Genomic DNA, 15,301 nt, shown 5'->3' with positions numbered 1-15,301 from the left:
GAACTTACCCCGACTGGGACCAGCGGAAAGTTGCGCCAACGAAGATCGAAAAATATGAAACCAGTGGTCTATATCGAATCTTCGGTCATCAGTTACCTTGCCTCACGTCCTAGCCGTGACATTGTGATTGCCGGTCGTCAGGCAATCACACTTGATTGGTGGGAAAATGAGAAAGAACGCTTTGAACTGAGAATTTCAGTGTTGGTGGAAGAAGAGATCGGTCGTGGTGATGCTTCTGCATCCGAGCTTCGGCTTACGATGGTCTCGGAAATTCCCAGCTTATCCGTTTCCGACGACGCTATTTCTCTCGCTGAAAGCCTGATTGACCAAAAAGCAATTCCAGCAGGAAGCGAAGACGACGCTCTTCATATCGCGATTGCGGCAACCCAGGGAGCGGATTATTTGCTCACATGGAATTTTAAGCATATCAACAATGCTGAAACCAAGAAATCGATTGTTCGGGTTGTGGAATCCTTTGGCTACGTATGTCCTCAGTTATGTTCTCCAGAAGAACTTGGAGGTAGTCATGACTAAAGATCCTATTGTTGACGAAGTTCGCAAACACCGTGAAGAACATGTCGCAGCTTATGGTTATGATATTAAACGCATTGCTGCCGCTCTTCGCGAGCGTGAAACAAAATCCCAAAGGCCCTTATTGAATCCAGGTCCAAAGTATTTACTAGAAAAGACTGGAGGCTAACACGTCTGTCAAGCGAACAAGTCTTTATCTTCAACACTCTGAAGCCAAGACGCGACGGCACCATGAGGTTTCTGGCGTCGATGCTCGGAAATACTTTTCGTATCAAGCAAATACACGACCGCGCTTTCGCGTCTTTTACGGGCCAAGTTTGCATGACATACCTCGCAATAAACTAGTCATTACTGAGACACTGTCGGACACGATAACGTGAGCAACCCATATCGATTGCAGGGGCTGCGGTTCGCGTCTTGCCGCTGGAGACGCGGTTTTGCAATCTGATTTCTTTAACTTATTCGAATCGCGTTTAGTGTCGTGTTATATCCCGCCAAGTCTGATCCCTGGCGAGGGTGTTAAGTTCACGCTTAGTCAAGACGTGGTTTGAATCGAGAGGGCGCTTTGCAATGTTGATCAATGACCTCGACCGCGCGGGCGGTTATTGGGGCTCCGTCTATGCCTTTGCCGCCATCAAGGGGCTTCAGGTCATCATCGACGGTCCGGTGGGTTGCGAAAACCTGCCCGTGACGGCCGTTCTGCATTACACCGACGGTCTGCCGCCGCATGAGTTGCCGGTGGTGGTGACCGGGCTTGGCGAGGAGGAGCTCGGCCAGCAGGGGACCGAGCAGGCGATGCGCCGCGCCTATCAAACCCTGGATCCCAAGCGTCCGGCGGTGGTGGTGACCGGTTCCATTGCGGAGATGATCGGCGGGGGCGTGACGCCCGAAGGCACCAATATCCTGCGCTTTCTGCCGCGCACCATCGACGAGGACCAGTGGCAGAGCGCCAACCGCGCCATCTATTGGTTGTGGACGCAGTTTGGCCCGAAAAAGGGTGTCGTCCCCCAGCGCAAGCCGCGTCAACCCGGCGAGCGACCCCGCGTCAACATCATCGGCCCCATGTACGGCACCTTCAATTCCCCGTCCGATCTGGCCGAAATCCGTCGGCTGGTGGAGGGAATCGGCGCCGAGGTCAATCTGACCTTCCCGTTGGGCAGTCATCTGGACGAGGTGTCGACACTGGCGGACGCGGAGGTGAATATCTGTCTGTATCGCGAGTTCGGGCGGACCCTATGCGAGGCGCTGGAGCGTCCTTTCCTTCAGGCGCCGATCGGCCTGCACAGCACGACCAAGTTCCTGCGCACGCTCGGCGAGCTGCTCGGACTGGATCCCGAGCCCTTCATCGAGCAGGAAAAGCACACCACCATCAAGCCCATCTGGGATCTGTGGCGTTCGGTCACCCAGGACTTTTTCGGGACCGCCAGTTTCGGCGTCGCCGCGACCGAGACCTATGCCCGCGGTCTGCGTCATTTTCTCGATGACGAACTGGGACTGCCCTGTCAGTTCGCCTTCGCGCGCAAAGCGGGCGTCAAGCCGGACAACGATCTCATCCGTCAGACGATCCGCGACAAAACGCCGCTGATCGTTTTCGGCAGTTATAACGAACGCATGTATCTGGCCGAAATCGGCGCGCGCGCGACCTATATCCCGGCCTCTTTTCCCGGTACGGTGATCCGGCGCCATACCGGAACGCCGTTCATGGGCTATTCCGGCGCGACCTATCTTGTGCAGGAAGTCTGCAATGCCCTGTTCGATGCCCTATTCAATATCATTCCGCTCGGGACGGATCTCGATAAGGTCGATCCCACGCCGGCGCGCATGCACCGGGAGCTTCCCTGGGACGAGGACGCGCGCGCGGCCTTCGACCGGATCGTCGATGCGCAGCCGGTCTTGGTGCGGATTTCAGCCGCCAAGCGCCTGCGGGATGCCGCCGAGCGCGCCGCGCGCAATGCGGGCGAGGATCGCGTGACCGTCGAGCGGGTGATCGCGGCCCAGGGGCATTGAGCGGCGGACTGTTTCGCGCTGCTCCAACGATCAATTTTGTCGGCCTGGCATGGGTTGTTTCTGAGTAACCCCTGCCCCTTTCTGCTTCTGCCCCTGGGCACGGTGGTGCTGACGCCGCGCTATGTCTCCGCGCCTGCCCTGGCGGAGACGCGCTTTCTGGTCGACGCGGTAGTCGAGGCAACCCCTCCGCACTGGCTCACGCCGACGGACGTCAATTGTGGCCTGCACCGGATTGGAGCTGCTGGAACTGGTCGAGCAACGGCAGCGTGCGTTGAGCACCCATTGAATGGGCCTTGGTACCAGAGATCTTTATTGTCAGACGGACTAGGATTAACAGGATTTTCTGGGTTTTACGCCCTTGTTTATCCTGAATCGTCTTGCCAATATTTCAACTGGACGAGGCAGAGTGATCGCTCTGAGTGCGTGGTGGGTCGGGTAAACAATCGAAAAATTTAAGCTGCGTCAGCGACGATGTCCGTTGATTGCAGGTGAACTTGCGCTCACTAAACACGGTACATATCACTCTGGACGCAGCTTAAACAATACACTACAAACATTTCCGCAACTGAATCGATTCTGCTTTTTGCATAATTTGAGTTATGCTTATTTTATTATATCAATGAGTTGCGAATATGTGTGCGGTTGGGGTTTTTCAGTCTCACCAGATTTCAGTCTAGCCTCAACTGAAATCATGCTTTATTTCACTGACTTACATTCCGCCGAGCCAGTTAAATTCTGCAGTGCTTAATAAAACGAAATGAATAAATAGCGCCAAAATGAATAGGAAACCCATCATTGCCACTAAAATGACGGAGGGGCTAAAATACTGCCAGATCTTGTGCATGAGTCGCCTCGGATAATTGAAGCGGGATTCGGTAAAGCTACGCAAATCCCGCCTGACAAAACAGTCTAGTGTGCCTGTTGGAAATCAGAGCCAAGGACGCCAGAACCATGCCAGCAAATGAGCAAATGCGGCAACTCCTATAAAAGCGGACATGCCTTGCATGAAGAATTCATTGAATTCCTGTGCTTCTTGATCTGTCAAGCCGCTCAAACTTTTTACTTCAGCCATGGAATTAACCTCAAGTTAGCGTGATCGACCTTACGGCTATTACCGCGAAATCAACCAGTGGTAGGGCCATTGTATGCAATCTATTCAGCGTCTAGGGATATCAGTGTACTAGACGTTTGCTGATCCAGCGGCTGACTGCATACTAACTTGTTTCATTACAGCCAAGGACGCCAGAACCATGCAAGCAGATGAGCAAAGGCTGCGATACCGATGAACGCTGACATGCCTTGCATAAAAAAGTCATTAAACTCTTTTGCTTCTGCGTCGGTTAGTCCAGTCAAGCTTTTTTCGTTAGCCATTTGGTGTTGCCTCTTAGTGACATTGTCGAGTCATTCACACGCCGGACTGATTATCGTCCGGAGTAGACTGAGTGATTTCTCACCCTTTTCGTGCCAGTAAACAGTAGAAACGTTTTTTACTGACGAGTTTCACCGTACTAGCATGCCGATGAACGCGTTATTAGCCTTAGTCTACAAAAGAGCAAACCACAACGCGCTTTTATGAATCGGTAGCATAGTGTCAGTCTAGCTTAACTTATATGGTTGTCAATCAAAATTTACAGTTATGTCCGTCAAGCCATCCTGGCAGGTTAAGAGCAAACTCTGGCAGCGAACACTGACACGAAATGATTTCTGCGGCATCGTGATCGCTGGGATCGCTCCCCTGCTCCTCAAGCCGCGCGCGCGACCATCAGCCGCGTTTGCAGCGGACGGCGTGTTTGCAGGAGCCGGATCTTATCGAAACCTGTCTCGGTTAGCATGGCTTTCAACTCACGTGGCGGACGGGTGCGGCCACTTCCCATGGCGAGCAGATACAGGCCAAAATAGGCATCGCCAACCGGTTCCGCGCCCGGCGTTTCGGACATTGGTTCGATCAGCAAGAGAGTTCCACCGATTGGCAGGGCAGCGCGAACGGCGCGCAGGATCTCGATGGCGCCATCATCATTATGATCGAGTATGACGCGCACCAGCGAGATGATGTCGGCGCCCTTGGGAAGCGGATCGGCCTTGATGTTGCCTCCATGAATCGCGACTCGTCCTGACATGCCGGCATCATCGAAATGACTGGCCGCGCGTTCCACGACCGCCGGTAGATCAAAGAGCATGAGTTTGAGGTCTGGCCAACGCTTGGCGACTTGAAGCAGGAACCGGCCCTCTCCACCCCCCACATCCATCAGGCATTGAAACTCGCGCAGCGGATAGGCGTCAAGCGCATCCTCGGCCACGAAACCGCTCGATGCCGACATCAAGGTACTGTATTCGGCAACCCGTTGATCGCTATCGGCGGCTGGGTCCGCGGAGCCAGCGTAAGACCAGTAGCGACCTAATTCGGTTTCACTGAGTTCGCCGCGGAAGAGCGCCAAGGGGTTGTCAAGGTCATGGTAGAGCATCCGATGATGCTTGACCATGGCCGCGATCCCAGGGTTGCCGGGTAGCGCGATGCCTAACCGACCGAGACCATACCGGTCTTGACCGCGTCGTTCCAGGAGATCAACGGCTACGGCGGCGCGCAGAAGACGGTCGGCCGCAGTTGTTGACATGCCCATTCTTCCGGACAGGTCGGCGGCTGTTTGAGGTCCAGCGGCAAGCTGATCGAACAGATCGAGTTCGACACAGGCATAGAGAATCTGCGAATAAACGAATCCGGCGGTGATATCGAATAGCGCTCGGGCGCGGCGTGATGCTTCCCATCGCGTGAGCGGAAAATCCGCAGCCCAACGCTGAAATTCTGGACTTGCCAGCTTGCTGTCACGCCAGATGCGCCAACGTTCGAGGATTGAAAACTGCACTTAAGTCTCACCTAATTATGGCTGTATGGAATCCATCGGCCTCAGGCAAGTGTTCTATAGTATCAGAGGAATACGTCGCGGATACCGACGGGAGGGGGATTTACGGCGAAATATGAACAAGCCACCTCGGCACCCAGATTCAACTGATCTATAAATCACAGGGGTGCCGAGACGGCTAACTTCATGCCCAGCCTTATCTAGAGTTTCCGGAAGAGACTCTACCGTTTAAGGGCGGGGCAAGGCACTGCTGGCTCAAAGTCGCTTATTGAGCGACAGCCGCAGGCGCTGCTACAGGAGCAGGTGCAACCACGGCGACAGGGGTCTTCACGCGCACGGAATCCTTGAAGCCATAGCCCGGCAGCGACAGGGCATAGCTATGAACCATCCACATCTGCACGAACAGGATGCCGAAGAAAGGCACCATCCACGTAGCTGGGTTAATGACGGTCCAGATTTTCCAATCTTCTTCAGGATGGTTCGGTGCGGGGACGTTCGGATCGGCAAACATGACAGGAACTTGCATAGAATAACTCCTTAACTTGAGGTTGTTCTTGAACTGAGGGCTCTTAGAACCAGGGCTGATAGATCCAGGTAACGACATGAACCGCAGATGCGATCATCACCCAGCTCCAGGTACCATGCTTCCAATGCTCGTGGAATTCTTTCGCTTGCTCGTCAGTCAGACCTGACAGATTAGCCATTTTCACGTCAGCCATTGAAGGTGTCTCCAGTCGAAGATTAAGTAGCCGTTCCGGCCAGTATAGGCTCGCCAATTATCCCGTTCAACGAATCACCCGACGGCGCCCTATGTAACGGTGAATGTCTGTTCGCGATGCCTTGAGTGTTAGTTTAACCTGACATGGCTCTGTGTCAAGGTTTATTTACACATCAATTTGAAGGTCGCTGGCTGTGGCCGGGATCACTGTCAACGGGGCGGTCGAGCGACCGCCCCGCCGGGAGTTAGCCAACCACGAGAGGGCCGACCAGATCGACGGCGGGAATCGGGTTTTCGCGGAGTTGTTCGGCAGCCAGCACTCGGTTAGCAGCCATGCGACCGGTCATGGTCGCGGCTTCCATCAAATTCGCGGGCACGTCGAGTCGGAGGAAATCGCCCGCCAAGAACAGGTTGTCGATGGGGGTCTCCACGCCTGGGCGTCCGGCATGGTCGCCCGGTGCCCAGCGAGGGAAGTTTTTCTGCATCGTGTAAATGTCGTAGACGATCGTCGCGCCTTGGAGCGTGGGGATCAGGGCATCGAGTTCCTCGCGCATGATCCGTTTGATGTCTTCCTCGGGGATCACGTTCTCTGGCTCAACCGCGTAGGCGTGAAGTTCGATGACCGATCCCTGATGGCGCCGCGCCCAATCCTCGTATTGCGGCTGCAACTGGGAGTAAATCGCGATCGAATCGGTAAAGCGATAGCCGCTAGTCGTATAGAAAGGCACGTCCAGCGGCTCGATCGCCCGATCCAGCCAGATCCGCCAGACAATATAAGGGTCGGCCACGCCAAGACGGTCCACGCTTTGAACGAAGGCGGCGTCCGAGAGCGTCGATTGAGACACGATTTCTTTCAAGCCAGGTACATCGCAGGCGAGCACGAAGTAGTCGGCTTCAATCTCCGCACCCGATGCGCGCGCGGTAATGCTGACCCGCTCCCCCTCCGGGGTGGCGTCCATGACGACGAGCGGAATCTGGGTTGGACCCTCGGTCGGCACGCCGTGACGATCGTATTTGGCGCCATGACAGGGGCAAGCGAAGCCGCCGGTTGTCGGATCCTGGCCGACCGGGCAGCCCATGTGGGTGCAACGACCCGAGATGGCTTGGACCTCGCCCTGCTCGTCGCGCTTGAGATAGTAGAGATCCGACGGGCTACCCCAGAAGGGGGTCCATTCGCGTCCGATCGCGGCGGCATCGACGCTGTGTGATTGCGCCTGGATCTCCCCAGGCTGCTTGAGTTCGAGTTTGGCGAGGCGACCATCCACTTCGACCAGGCGCTGCACCTCGACCCCCGCCATGATCTTGCCGCCCATGGCGATCAACCGTTGTGTCAGCGGCGTGACGACCGAGGTCATGGCGTCGTCGATGGTCTGGTCGTAACCCATGCCATTGGGGTTGCCGAGGAAGAAAAAATGGAAGAACTTGATCCCCTCGGCGGTGGAATATTGATGGAACTGGTTAAAAGAGGTGTGGGCGAAGGGCTCGATGATGGTGTCGACCATCGGCTGATTGATGTCGCGACAGAAGGTTTTGAAGTCGATCCCATCGAGCCGCTCGAAGGTTTGTCGCGGGTCGTAGCGCATCAACTCGTACAGCTTTCCGCGAGGATTGTTGAAGTCCAGGATCGAGACCGACTTTGCCTGATTCACGACGGCCAGCAGATTGAACGGGAAGAGGGTGGTGGTATTGGTGAAACTTTCGCTTTCCTTGTCCTTAAAGAGGATCGGATAGTCATTGACCGGCTTAAAATTTCCGCGCAGGCCGAGCTCATCGAGCAGGCCATTGAGGTTGTAATACTGATTGAAGAAGCCATGAAAACCGTGCTCCGTGGCCATGGTCTCGCCATTGACGTCCACATTCCAGCCGGTGAGCCGACCTCCCAGGTTGGTGGAACGCTCCACCAAGGTGACATCGAAACCACGTTTGAGCAATTCATAGGCGGCGGCCATGCCCGCCAGGCCGCCGCCGACCACCGCGACGCGGGTCGGTGTCGCGGGCGTCAGCGGTCGCGTGTCATTGTCGGCGGCGGCAAAGGGGAGTGTGGTGCGTCGCGGCTGGATCGCGAAGAGGCCAAGGGTGCCGATGGCCGTGCTACCGAGCGCGGCGAGTCCGACATTGGTGAGAAAACGACGACGTTTCATGAGTGGTGATCTCGACTTCAAAAAGGCGCGGGTTGTCGTCGGACGGAGGGCCGATCGCTCGCGAGACGAGCGATCAGTCGCGAAGCCGCTGACGATATGGATCGAAAAACGCATGCCACACTGGATGCGGTTTAATCTAGTGTAAACTGAACCTTCATTGAATCGCGCTGATAGTCGTCAAGTAAGATTCAGGATCGACAGGGTTGGATTTGTGCTCGGCGAAGTTGTCGGGTTGCAATGTCTTCGTGTTCAGGCTCCCTGGTCCAGATGAAGTAAAAACAGCCATGACGCCGTTGCGTCATCCATCGCATGCGAAAATCAAAGGGGATACAGCGAGATGAAGGCGCCCTCCAATACACGTATGGACGCGGACTATCTGCTGGTCGGTGGCGGTCTGCAAAACGCCCTGATCCTGCTGGCGTTGGCCGAGCGCCAGCCCGAGGCGTCAATCCTGCTGCTGGAGCGTGAAGACGCCTTGGGCGGAAACCACATCTGGTCCTTTCAGACGCTGGATCTTCCCGCGTCCGCCATGGGTTGGGCGGCTCCGCTCATCGAATACCGCTGGCCGGGCTACCAGCTTCACTTCAGGGAGTCCTCGCGTTGGGTCGAGGGCACCTACAGTTCCATGAGTTCGGAGCAACTGGATCGGGTGGTTCGTCAGGTCGCCGCCACGCGCGCGAATATTCGCATCGAGACCGGCGCCGCGGTGACAAGCTGCGACGCCCGCGGCGTCACCCTGTCGGATGGCCGTGTCCTCCATGGCCGCCTCGTGGTCGATGCGCGCGGACCGGACAATGGCGCGCGTCGCGGCGGCGGCGGTTATCAGAAATTCGTTGGACTGGAGTGCCGTCTGCGCCAGCCAGTGTCCATGTCTGCCCCGATCCTGATGGATACGCGCTGTGATCAACGTGACGGGTTTCGCTTTCATTATGTGCTGCCATTCGCCGAGGATCGGGTGCTGATCGAGGATACTTATTTCTCGAACGATCCCGCCCTGGACGTTGCGACATTGCGCGACGGAATTGTCGCCGAGGCCGCGGGCTTGGGCTTCGAGATCGAGAGCGTGCTGCGCACCGAGGTTGGCGTGCTGCCGATGCCGTCGTTCAGCACCTTCAGTCCACGACATCGGGAACCGCTCCAGGGAGGCTATGCCGGCGGCTGGTTCAATCCGGGCACGGGATATTCGCTGGCTGCCGCCGCGCGTCTGGCCGAGCATCTTTCCAGCGTTCCGATCGACGCGGTTTATGGTCCGGCCTGGCGCCGTCTCGTGCGTCATATCCGTGTCCAATCGCACTTTCTTGCCTTTTTGAACCTGCTCATGTTTGGCTTTTTCCACGACGCGCAGCGTGCCAAGCTCATGGAGCGTTTTTACCTGCTGCCGGATGACGTGGTTCACCGCTTTTTCGCCATGGAAACGACTCTCGTCGATATGTGGCGGATTATGTGGGTCGGCGCTCCATGGACACCGAAAGGATGGGGCAAGCGCGCCGCCTGTCCACCGGATTAACGCGCGTCCATGGATGCTTCGCGTTTCCCTGACGCTCGCGGCGCGGTGACCAAGAAGACTCGCCGCGTCGTGCTGCGGTTCATTCAGAAAAAACCAGTCGATGATCTTCAGCGGAATAAAAGACGTCTCAGCACAGGCGTAAAGCGGGGAAGCGTTGCGGTAAAATCGCTTTGGTTCGAGGATTTGCGACCGATTGGCGCGAGTTAAGGAATCGGTTGGGAATAAAGCTGACGGTCACTATTTCTTACAAAACTTCGGGCGGTGCGTCACATGCCGCGATGGCAATGGCGACGTCCGCCCAAACGAGGCGTCGATGTCTTACTGAGCCAGCGGCGCGGGAGCGACGATAGCAACAGGCGCGGCAACGCGCACGGAATCCTTGAAGCCATAGCCCGGCAGCGACAGGGCGTAGCTGTGAATCATCCACATCTGCACGAAGAGGATGCCAAAGAACGGCACCATCCAGGTTGCTGGGTTGATCACGGTCCAGATTTTCCAATCCTCTTCAGGATGGTTAGGAGCGGTCACGGTCGGGTCGGCTAACAAATAAGGTACTTGCATCGAAAAACTCCTAGTAGGTTATAAGCTTAGAACCAGGGCTGATAGACCCAGGTGACGACGTGTACAACTGAAGCGATCATGACCCAGCTCCAAGTGCCGTGCTTCCAATGCTCATGGAATTCTTTTGCTTGCTGATCGGTCAGGCCCGACAGATTCTTCGACATTTCTGCCATTGTCTTAATCCTCAATTCTAACTGTTTAAGTAACACGCACCCTTCATGGAGATGCGTAACCAAGATTGCCGTGGATCTGACATCAGTTCTTTCCAACCCCTTGCGGGACTTGGCCCAGCAGCAATGCATGGCTGTTAGTCTAGCTTGACAATTGCTTGTGTCAAGATTTATTTACATATCATTGAACCGCGTCTGGCATACCTGTCGGGACGAACGGAAAACTCTTCATGGAAGGACTGATTTATCAAGGGTTTCTCACTCTATTAAGACCGCGCTGAGCATTACTGGACATCTGACTGTTGGCTGTGAAAGTCCGCGACTGTCAGGTAAACTGCCCAAGCTTAAGATGTCAAGATTACTGGTCGGGCATTCTGACATGATCGCTAAAGAGCGACCATGTCGGTGTCCGATGCCGCTGGCGTGATGCCAGAGCCGCAACCGACAAGTGTTGGAGCTTCCCCTGGAATGAAACGATTACTCAATTTTGTCATAGCCCTTCCTTTTGCCGACGCAGCCACGACAGAGCTTCCACTCACCCGATTACTGCGTCTCTCGCTGTTTCAGGTCTCCGTGGGCATGGCGATGGTGCTGCTCTACGGCACTCTCAACCGGGTCATGGTGGTCGAACTGGGTGTCTCGGCGTGGCTCGTTTCGCTCATGGTCGCGTTACCCTTGGTGTTTGCGCCGCTGCGGGCATTGATCGGTCACCGTTCGGATTACCATCACTCCGCGTTTGGCTGGCGTCGTGTCCCCTATATTGCGCTTGGCAGCATGCTGCAATACGGCGGTTTCGCGATCATGCCGTATTCGATCCTGATTCTGGCGGATCCTTCCAACAATCTGGCGTTTATCGGGCAGTTTTTCGCGGCGGCGTCGTTTTTGATGGTCGGCGCCGGACTGCACACGGTGCAGACCGCGGGGCTTGCGCTGGCGACCGATCTGGCCACCCCCGAAAAGCGTCCGCGTGTGGTGGCGCTGCTCTATGCGATGTTGCTGCTCGGCATGGTGGTCAGCGCGCTCTTGTTTGGTCATCTCCTGCAAGATTTTTCACATAAGCGCCTGGTTGAGGTCGTCCATGCTGCGGCGCTGGCCACCGTCATCATGAACGTGATCGCGCTGTGGAAACAGGAATCGATCGATTTGAAGCGCGCCGTGGCCAATATCCCGCGTCCACCCTTTCGCGAGACCTGGGGCGCCTTCATTCAAGGCGGCCACGCCAGCCGTTTGTTGGTGGTCGTCGGTCTTGGTACCGCCGGATTCAGCATGCAGGAAATCCTGCTCGAACCTTATGGCGCTCAAGTTCTTGGGTTAACGGTCTCGCAGACGACCTCGCTAACCGCAATGCTTGCGGGCGGCACATTCCTGGCGTTTGCTTTATCTGGCTACCTGCTGAGCCATGGCGGCGATTCCTATCGCCTTGCCGCCGCTGGCGCATTCATTGGGATCCTGGCTTTTGCATTGGTCATCTTCTCCGCCACCGCCGAATCGCCAATGCTCTTCAGGGTGGGAACCAGCATGATTGGTTTTGGTACTGGTCTGCTTGGAGTCGGCACGCTCACGGCAGCGATGGCGCTTGCGGAACGCGGGCATACAGGTCTGGCGTTGGGCGCCTGGGGAGCCGTGATGGCAACCAGTCAGGGGTTGGCCATTGCCACTGGCGGGGCCGTGAGGGATCTGGTCAGCGGTTTCGCGATCTCTGGTTCTCTGGGTCCAAACATCATCGACCCATCATTGGGTTATCGCCTCGTCTACGTGGTTGAGATTGTCCTGTTGATCGCGGCGTTGGTCGTGATCCTGCCGCTTGTGATGCGTTCGCGGCGTGATGGGTCGCAACCCCCGTCAAAGTTCGGCCTCGATCAGATGCCTTGAACCGCGTTTCGCCGGCGCCCCCATAGGCGGGGCGTTCATTCTCGGTTTGAGCATAACCCTGCGAGCCGCATCCGCCAGAATGATTGGAACAGCGTGATCGTTCAGGCGATGCCCGGAAAACTTCGGACCAACTTAACGAGGCTTGGCGGCGGTGGGACGTGCTTTGTATACCGCCGTCGCTGTTTTGCTCGACCAGCACGCACGCGCACTCTTACTGAGAACTACCGGACTTCGTTCTCCATGGCCGGTAACGTGTCCTGAAAGATGTGGCAGGTCTTGATCGGAACGATGAATCCGATGATCCAGCGCGGGAGGGACAGGCGATCAGTCAGAAGGTAAGCGGGTTATGTATGCGGCGAGCGACTCTTCGTGTCATGTCGCGATTGAACGGATTTGGCGTGATGTTTCTGGTGCCGACTAGACAAAACAGATTCGGCCCCTTTTGATTCATGAATCAAAAGAGGCCAAATCCGTTCGATCATCGATACTTAGAGTAACGGATTCAATGAATCCGGACACTGGTGCATCAAATGATGTCGCTTATTGAGCGACAGCCGCAGGCGCTGCTACAGGAGCAGGTGCAGCCACGGCGACAGGGGTCTTCACGCGCACGGAATCCTTGAAGCCATAGCCCGGCAGCGACAGGGCATAGCTGTGTATCATCCACATCTGGATGAACAGGATGCCGAAGAAAGGCACCATCCAGTTGGCCGGGTTGATCACGGTCCAGATTTTCCAATCTTCTTCAGGATGGTTAGGCGCTGCAACGCTCGGATCGGCAAACATGACAGGAACTTGCATTGGATATCTCCTTAATTTGAATTTGAAGTTGTTCTTAGAACCAGGGCTGATAGATCCAGGTGACGACATGGACCGCAGACGCGATCATCACCCAACTCCAAGTGCCATGCTTCCAATGCTCGTGGAATTCTTTCGCTTGCGCGTCGGTCAAACCTGACAGATTAGCCATTGCAGATGCCTCCAGAAGTAGAATTTAGTGGCCTTACTGGCCTGTGTAGGCTTCGCGAAGTATGTCGCAGCACGATTCGCCTGTTTGAAGGTGAATATCCGTATCGCGATGCCCTGAGTGTTAGTCTAGCCTGACAATATCCTGTGTCAAGATTTATTTACATATAAATTTGAGGATTTTCGTGCCAAACCGCTGCCAAGAATCCTCGTCAACCGGTGGGCCAAAAGACAAATCACGCTTCCTTTCTGTGCCCGATCCCATGTAGCACGGCGCATGTCACGAGGGCAATTGCGCCGTCCATTTTCGGTAAGCCGCGTTAGCGGTATTACTCTGCCAATTGCGCAGGTGCGACAATGGCGACGGGAGCGGCAACCCGCACGGAATCCTTGAAGCCATAGCCCGGAAGCGACAGGGCATAGCTGTGTATCATCCACATCTGGATGAACAGGATGCCGAAGAAAGGCACCATCCAGTTGGCCGGGTTGATCACGGTCCAGATTTTCCAATCTTCTTCGGGATGGTTAGGCGCTGCGACGCTCGGATCGGCAAACATAACAGGAACTTGCATTGGATATCTCCTTAAATTTGAACTTGAAGTTGTTCTTAGAACCAGGGCTGATAGATCCAGGTGACGACATGGACCGCAGACGCGATCATCACCCAGCTCCAAGTGCCATGCTTCCAATGCTCGTGGAATTCTTTCGCTTGCGCGTCGGTCAAACCTGACAGATTAGCCATTGCAGATGCCTCCAGTAGAAGATTGAATCGGCCGTACTGGCCAGTGTGGGCTCGCTAGCCATGTTCGATGATGCATGTCTGCTTGCGATGCCTTGAGTGTTAGTTTAACCTGACACTATCCTGTGTCAAGATTTATTTACACAAGGATGCTGGACTTTTTCCACCAGCCCATCTGGCTCCTGATGGTATCGATCGGGTAGCTCGTTCAAACATGACATAAAGATTAGGGGTTTCGACATGAACATGACTAAAAACATTGGCGACACTGACCGCAATATCCGTTTCGTTGCTGGCGTAGCGATCGCGCTGTGGGGCCTTATCGATCATAACCTGCTGGGGCTGATCGGTCTGGTACTAGTTGGTACCGCGTATCTGCGTTGGTGCCCGAGCTATGTCCCGATGAATATCGATACCACTGGGAAGTAACGGGGTAAGGCGATTTTTGTCGAACAGCCTGCCGGCTTGCAGCTTTTTTCCCGTCGTTAAAGACGAACGAAGGGATGGTGCAAACGGGTAGGCTTTTTTTCGGAAATCGCTTAATAGCGACGTCTGCTGGTGCGAGGGAGATGGTTTGATTGCGGCGGATGATCGCCCTATTGCACAAGCGATGCTTCGATGGGTGCATAAGGCGGCACAGGAAATTTCGAGGCAAAGGAATCGCAGATGAAGAACAGCGAGGAATGTTCGGCTGGTGAGCGATCGTTCAAGTGATCGCTAACAGATAGAGACGAGAAGCTGAGCGGTGCAGCAACGATTGCCGAACCGCTCGAAAGCCTACGATGCCTTACTGAGCCAACGGCGCGGGAGCGACGACGGCGACAGGCGCGGCAACGCGCACGGAATCCTTGAAGCCGTAGCCCGGCAGCGACAGGGCATAGCTGTGTATCATCCACATCTGGATGAACAGGATGCCGAAGAAAGGCACCATCCAAGTGGCTGGGTTGATCACGGTCCAGATTTTCCAATCCTCTTCAGGATGGTTAGGAGCGGTGACGGTCGGGTCGGCTAACAAATAAGGTACTTGCATCGAAAAACTCCTAGTAGGTTATAAGCTTAGAACCAGGGCTGATAGACCCAGGTGACGACGTGTACAACTGAAGCGATCATGACCCAGCTCCAGGTGCCGTGCTTCCAATGCTCATGGAATTCTTTTGCTTGCTGATCGGTCAGGCCCGACAGATTCTTCGACATTTCTGCCATTGTCTTATCCTCTTTAGCTGTAAGTGAC

The 15,301-nt window shown here is 55.5% G+C and carries 21 protein-coding genes; 6 read left to right on the top strand and 15 right to left on the bottom strand.

What is annotated here, in order from left to right; genetic code table 11:
- The 3 genes from QZY07_RS04320 to bchZ all read left to right on the top strand — a co-directional run.
- Window positions 1-534 (top strand): type II toxin-antitoxin system VapC family toxin (locus QZY07_RS04320; RefSeq protein ID WP_295400059.1); only part of this gene is annotated, 534 nt, incomplete at its 5' end.
- The gene (locus QZY07_RS04315) at window positions 527-700 is read left to right on the top strand and encodes a hypothetical protein (protein ID WP_295400058.1); all 174 of its coding nucleotides are present in this window, start codon (window positions 527-529) and stop codon (window positions 698-700) included. The genes QZY07_RS04320 and QZY07_RS04315, both read left to right, overlap by 8 nt.
- A 401-nt stretch (window positions 701-1,101) precedes the next feature.
- A complete protein-coding gene (gene bchZ, locus QZY07_RS04310) occupies window positions 1,102-2,538 on the top strand; it encodes a chlorophyllide a reductase subunit Z (RefSeq protein ID WP_295400057.1) in 1,437 nt (478 codons plus the stop codon).
- Between the two features lie 709 nt (window positions 2,539-3,247).
- Here bchZ and pufA (QZY07_RS04305) read toward each other — a convergent pair.
- From pufA (QZY07_RS04305) to QZY07_RS04275, 7 genes are all read right to left on the bottom strand, one after another.
- Window positions 3,248-3,382, bottom strand: a complete 135-nt coding sequence (gene pufA, locus QZY07_RS04305; protein WP_295400056.1) for a light-harvesting antenna LH1, alpha subunit — start codon at window positions 3,380-3,382, stop codon at window positions 3,248-3,250.
- A gap of 84 nt (window positions 3,383-3,466) precedes the next feature.
- The gene (pufB, locus tag QZY07_RS04300; protein ID WP_295400054.1) at window positions 3,467-3,610 is read right to left on the bottom strand and encodes a light-harvesting antenna LH1, beta subunit; all 144 of its coding nucleotides are present in this window, start codon (window positions 3,608-3,610) and stop codon (window positions 3,467-3,469) included.
- Between the two features lie 155 nt (window positions 3,611-3,765).
- On the bottom strand, window positions 3,766-3,909 hold the full coding sequence (pufB, locus tag QZY07_RS04295) for a light-harvesting antenna LH1, beta subunit (protein ID WP_295400052.1): 144 nt from the start codon (window positions 3,907-3,909) through the stop codon (window positions 3,766-3,768).
- A 371-nt stretch (window positions 3,910-4,280) separates the two neighbouring features.
- The gene (locus tag QZY07_RS04290) at window positions 4,281-5,399 is read right to left on the bottom strand and encodes a methyltransferase (RefSeq protein WP_295400050.1); all 1,119 of its coding nucleotides are present in this window, start codon (window positions 5,397-5,399) and stop codon (window positions 4,281-4,283) included.
- Between the two features lie 262 nt (window positions 5,400-5,661).
- Window positions 5,662-5,922, bottom strand: coding sequence for a light-harvesting antenna LH1, alpha subunit (pufA, locus tag QZY07_RS04285; RefSeq protein ID WP_295400049.1), 261 nt, complete (start codon window positions 5,920-5,922; stop codon window positions 5,662-5,664).
- 43 nt (window positions 5,923-5,965) lie between these two features.
- Window positions 5,966-6,115: a light-harvesting antenna LH1, beta subunit gene (gene pufB, locus QZY07_RS04280; protein ID WP_201097167.1), complete on the bottom strand. Its 150-nt coding sequence runs from the start codon at window positions 6,113-6,115 to the stop codon at window positions 5,966-5,968.
- Window positions 6,116-6,359: 244 nt separating this feature from the next.
- Complete coding sequence (locus QZY07_RS04275) at window positions 6,360-8,255, bottom strand: FAD-dependent oxidoreductase (RefSeq protein ID WP_295400046.1); 1,896 nt, start codon at window positions 8,253-8,255, stop codon at window positions 6,360-6,362.
- A 337-nt stretch (window positions 8,256-8,592) separates the two neighbouring features.
- Between QZY07_RS04275 and crtY the strand changes: the two genes are divergently transcribed.
- Window positions 8,593-9,762 (top strand): lycopene beta-cyclase CrtY, encoded by a 1,170-nt coding sequence (gene crtY / locus QZY07_RS04270; protein WP_295400044.1) that lies wholly within the window; start codon window positions 8,593-8,595, stop codon window positions 9,760-9,762.
- A 318-nt stretch (window positions 9,763-10,080) separates the two neighbouring features.
- Here crtY and pufA (QZY07_RS04265) read toward each other — a convergent pair whose 3' ends face one another.
- Together pufA (QZY07_RS04265) and pufB (QZY07_RS04260) are read right to left on the bottom strand one after the other, a co-directional pair.
- On the bottom strand, window positions 10,081-10,323 hold the full coding sequence (gene pufA, locus QZY07_RS04265; protein ID WP_295400042.1) for a light-harvesting antenna LH1, alpha subunit: 243 nt from the start codon (window positions 10,321-10,323) through the stop codon (window positions 10,081-10,083).
- A 26-nt stretch (window positions 10,324-10,349) separates the two neighbouring features.
- Window positions 10,350-10,496: a light-harvesting antenna LH1, beta subunit gene (gene pufB, locus QZY07_RS04260; protein ID WP_201097150.1), complete on the bottom strand. Its 147-nt coding sequence runs from the start codon at window positions 10,494-10,496 to the stop codon at window positions 10,350-10,352.
- Window positions 10,497-10,961: 465 nt separating this feature from the next.
- On the opposite strand from pufB (QZY07_RS04260), the gene QZY07_RS04255 reads away from it, so the two are divergent.
- A complete protein-coding gene (locus QZY07_RS04255) occupies window positions 10,962-12,365 on the top strand; it encodes a BCD family MFS transporter (RefSeq protein ID WP_295400041.1) in 1,404 nt (467 codons plus the stop codon).
- A 540-nt stretch (window positions 12,366-12,905) separates the two neighbouring features.
- On the opposite strand, the gene pufA (QZY07_RS04250) is transcribed toward QZY07_RS04255, so the two are convergent.
- The 4 genes from pufA (QZY07_RS04250) to pufB (QZY07_RS04235) form a co-directional block, all read right to left on the bottom strand.
- A complete protein-coding gene (gene pufA, locus QZY07_RS04250) occupies window positions 12,906-13,166 on the bottom strand; it encodes a light-harvesting antenna LH1, alpha subunit (RefSeq protein WP_295400039.1) in 261 nt (86 codons plus the stop codon).
- A 34-nt stretch (window positions 13,167-13,200) separates the two neighbouring features.
- Window positions 13,201-13,335, bottom strand: a complete 135-nt coding sequence (pufB, locus tag QZY07_RS04245) for a light-harvesting antenna LH1, beta subunit (protein ID WP_201097139.1) — start codon at window positions 13,333-13,335, stop codon at window positions 13,201-13,203.
- 325 nt (window positions 13,336-13,660) lie between these two features.
- On the bottom strand, window positions 13,661-13,903 hold the full coding sequence (pufA, locus tag QZY07_RS04240; RefSeq protein ID WP_295400037.1) for a light-harvesting antenna LH1, alpha subunit: 243 nt from the start codon (window positions 13,901-13,903) through the stop codon (window positions 13,661-13,663).
- A 35-nt stretch (window positions 13,904-13,938) separates the two neighbouring features.
- Complete coding sequence (pufB, locus tag QZY07_RS04235; RefSeq protein WP_201097139.1) at window positions 13,939-14,073, bottom strand: light-harvesting antenna LH1, beta subunit; 135 nt, start codon at window positions 14,071-14,073, stop codon at window positions 13,939-13,941.
- A gap of 237 nt (window positions 14,074-14,310) precedes the next feature.
- Between pufB (QZY07_RS04235) and QZY07_RS04230 the strand changes: the two genes are divergently transcribed.
- Window positions 14,311-14,499 (top strand): DUF2892 domain-containing protein, encoded by a 189-nt coding sequence (locus QZY07_RS04230; RefSeq protein WP_295400035.1) that lies wholly within the window; start codon window positions 14,311-14,313, stop codon window positions 14,497-14,499.
- Between the two features lie 358 nt (window positions 14,500-14,857).
- Here QZY07_RS04230 and pufA (QZY07_RS04225) read toward each other — a convergent pair whose 3' ends face one another.
- Both pufA (QZY07_RS04225) and pufB (QZY07_RS04220) read right to left on the bottom strand, forming a co-directional pair.
- Window positions 14,858-15,100 carry a light-harvesting antenna LH1, alpha subunit gene (gene pufA, locus QZY07_RS04225; protein ID WP_295400033.1) on the bottom strand — a complete coding sequence of 81 codons (243 nt, stop codon included), beginning with the start codon at window positions 15,098-15,100 and terminating at the stop codon, window positions 14,858-14,860.
- 26 nt (window positions 15,101-15,126) lie between these two features.
- Window positions 15,127-15,273 carry a light-harvesting antenna LH1, beta subunit gene (gene pufB, locus QZY07_RS04220; protein WP_201097150.1) on the bottom strand — a complete coding sequence of 49 codons (147 nt, stop codon included), beginning with the start codon at window positions 15,271-15,273 and terminating at the stop codon, window positions 15,127-15,129.
- Between the last annotated feature and the right edge of the window lie 28 nt (window positions 15,274-15,301).

This window comes from uncultured Thiocystis sp. (assembly GCF_903866365.1).
Taxonomy (GTDB): Bacteria; Pseudomonadota; Gammaproteobacteria; order Chromatiales; family Chromatiaceae; genus Chromatium.
This window is presented reverse-complemented; position numbering and strand designations above follow the sequence as displayed.

What these genes read in the sequence shown, in the direction of transcription:
- pufB (WP_295400052.1), bottom strand. Translation starts at nt 3,909, where the DNA reads ATGGCTAACGAAAAAAGCTTGACTGGACTAACCGACGCAGAAGCAAAA.
- pufA (WP_295400056.1), bottom strand. Translation starts at nt 3,382, where the DNA reads ATGCACAAGATCTGGCAGTATTTTAGCCCCTCCGTCATTTTAGTGGCA.
- crtY (WP_295400044.1), top strand. Translation starts at nt 8,593, where the DNA reads ATGAAGGCGCCCTCCAATACACGTATGGACGCGGACTATCTGCTGGTC.
- pufB (WP_201097139.1), bottom strand. Translation starts at nt 14,073, where the DNA reads ATGGCTAATCTGTCAGGTTTGACCGACGCGCAAGCGAAAGAATTCCAC.
- pufA (WP_295400037.1), bottom strand. Translation starts at nt 13,903, where the DNA reads ATGCAAGTTCCTGTTATGTTTGCCGATCCGAGCGTCGCAGCGCCTAAC.
- QZY07_RS04255 (WP_295400041.1), top strand. Translation starts at nt 10,962, where the DNA reads ATGAAACGATTACTCAATTTTGTCATAGCCCTTCCTTTTGCCGACGCA.
- pufB (WP_201097150.1), bottom strand. Translation starts at nt 10,496, where the DNA reads ATGGCAGAAATGTCGAAGAATCTGTCGGGCCTGACCGATCAGCAAGCA.
- pufB (WP_201097167.1), bottom strand. Translation starts at nt 6,115, where the DNA reads ATGGCTGACGTGAAAATGGCTAATCTGTCAGGTCTGACTGACGAGCAA.
- QZY07_RS04315 (WP_295400058.1), top strand. Translation starts at nt 527, where the DNA reads ATGACTAAAGATCCTATTGTTGACGAAGTTCGCAAACACCGTGAAGAA.
- pufA (WP_295400039.1), bottom strand. Translation starts at nt 13,166, where the DNA reads ATGCAAGTTCCTGTCATGTTTGCCGATCCGAGCGTTGCAGCGCCTAAC.
- pufA (WP_295400033.1), bottom strand. Translation starts at nt 15,100, where the DNA reads ATGCAAGTACCTTATTTGTTAGCCGACCCGACCGTCACCGCTCCTAAC.
- pufB (WP_295400054.1), bottom strand. Translation starts at nt 3,610, where the DNA reads ATGGCTGAAGTAAAAAGTTTGAGCGGCTTGACAGATCAAGAAGCACAG.
- pufB (WP_201097139.1), bottom strand. Translation starts at nt 13,335, where the DNA reads ATGGCTAATCTGTCAGGTTTGACCGACGCGCAAGCGAAAGAATTCCAC.
- bchZ (WP_295400057.1), top strand. Translation starts at nt 1,102, where the DNA reads ATGTTGATCAATGACCTCGACCGCGCGGGCGGTTATTGGGGCTCCGTC.
- pufA (WP_295400042.1), bottom strand. Translation starts at nt 10,323, where the DNA reads ATGCAAGTACCTTATTTGTTAGCCGACCCGACCGTGACCGCTCCTAAC.
- QZY07_RS04275 (WP_295400046.1), bottom strand. Translation starts at nt 8,255, where the DNA reads ATGAAACGTCGTCGTTTTCTCACCAATGTCGGACTCGCCGCGCTCGGT.
- QZY07_RS04230 (WP_295400035.1), top strand. Translation starts at nt 14,311, where the DNA reads ATGAACATGACTAAAAACATTGGCGACACTGACCGCAATATCCGTTTC.
- pufA (WP_295400049.1), bottom strand. Translation starts at nt 5,922, where the DNA reads ATGCAAGTTCCTGTCATGTTTGCCGATCCGAACGTCCCCGCACCGAAC.
- pufB (WP_201097150.1), bottom strand. Translation starts at nt 15,273, where the DNA reads ATGGCAGAAATGTCGAAGAATCTGTCGGGCCTGACCGATCAGCAAGCA.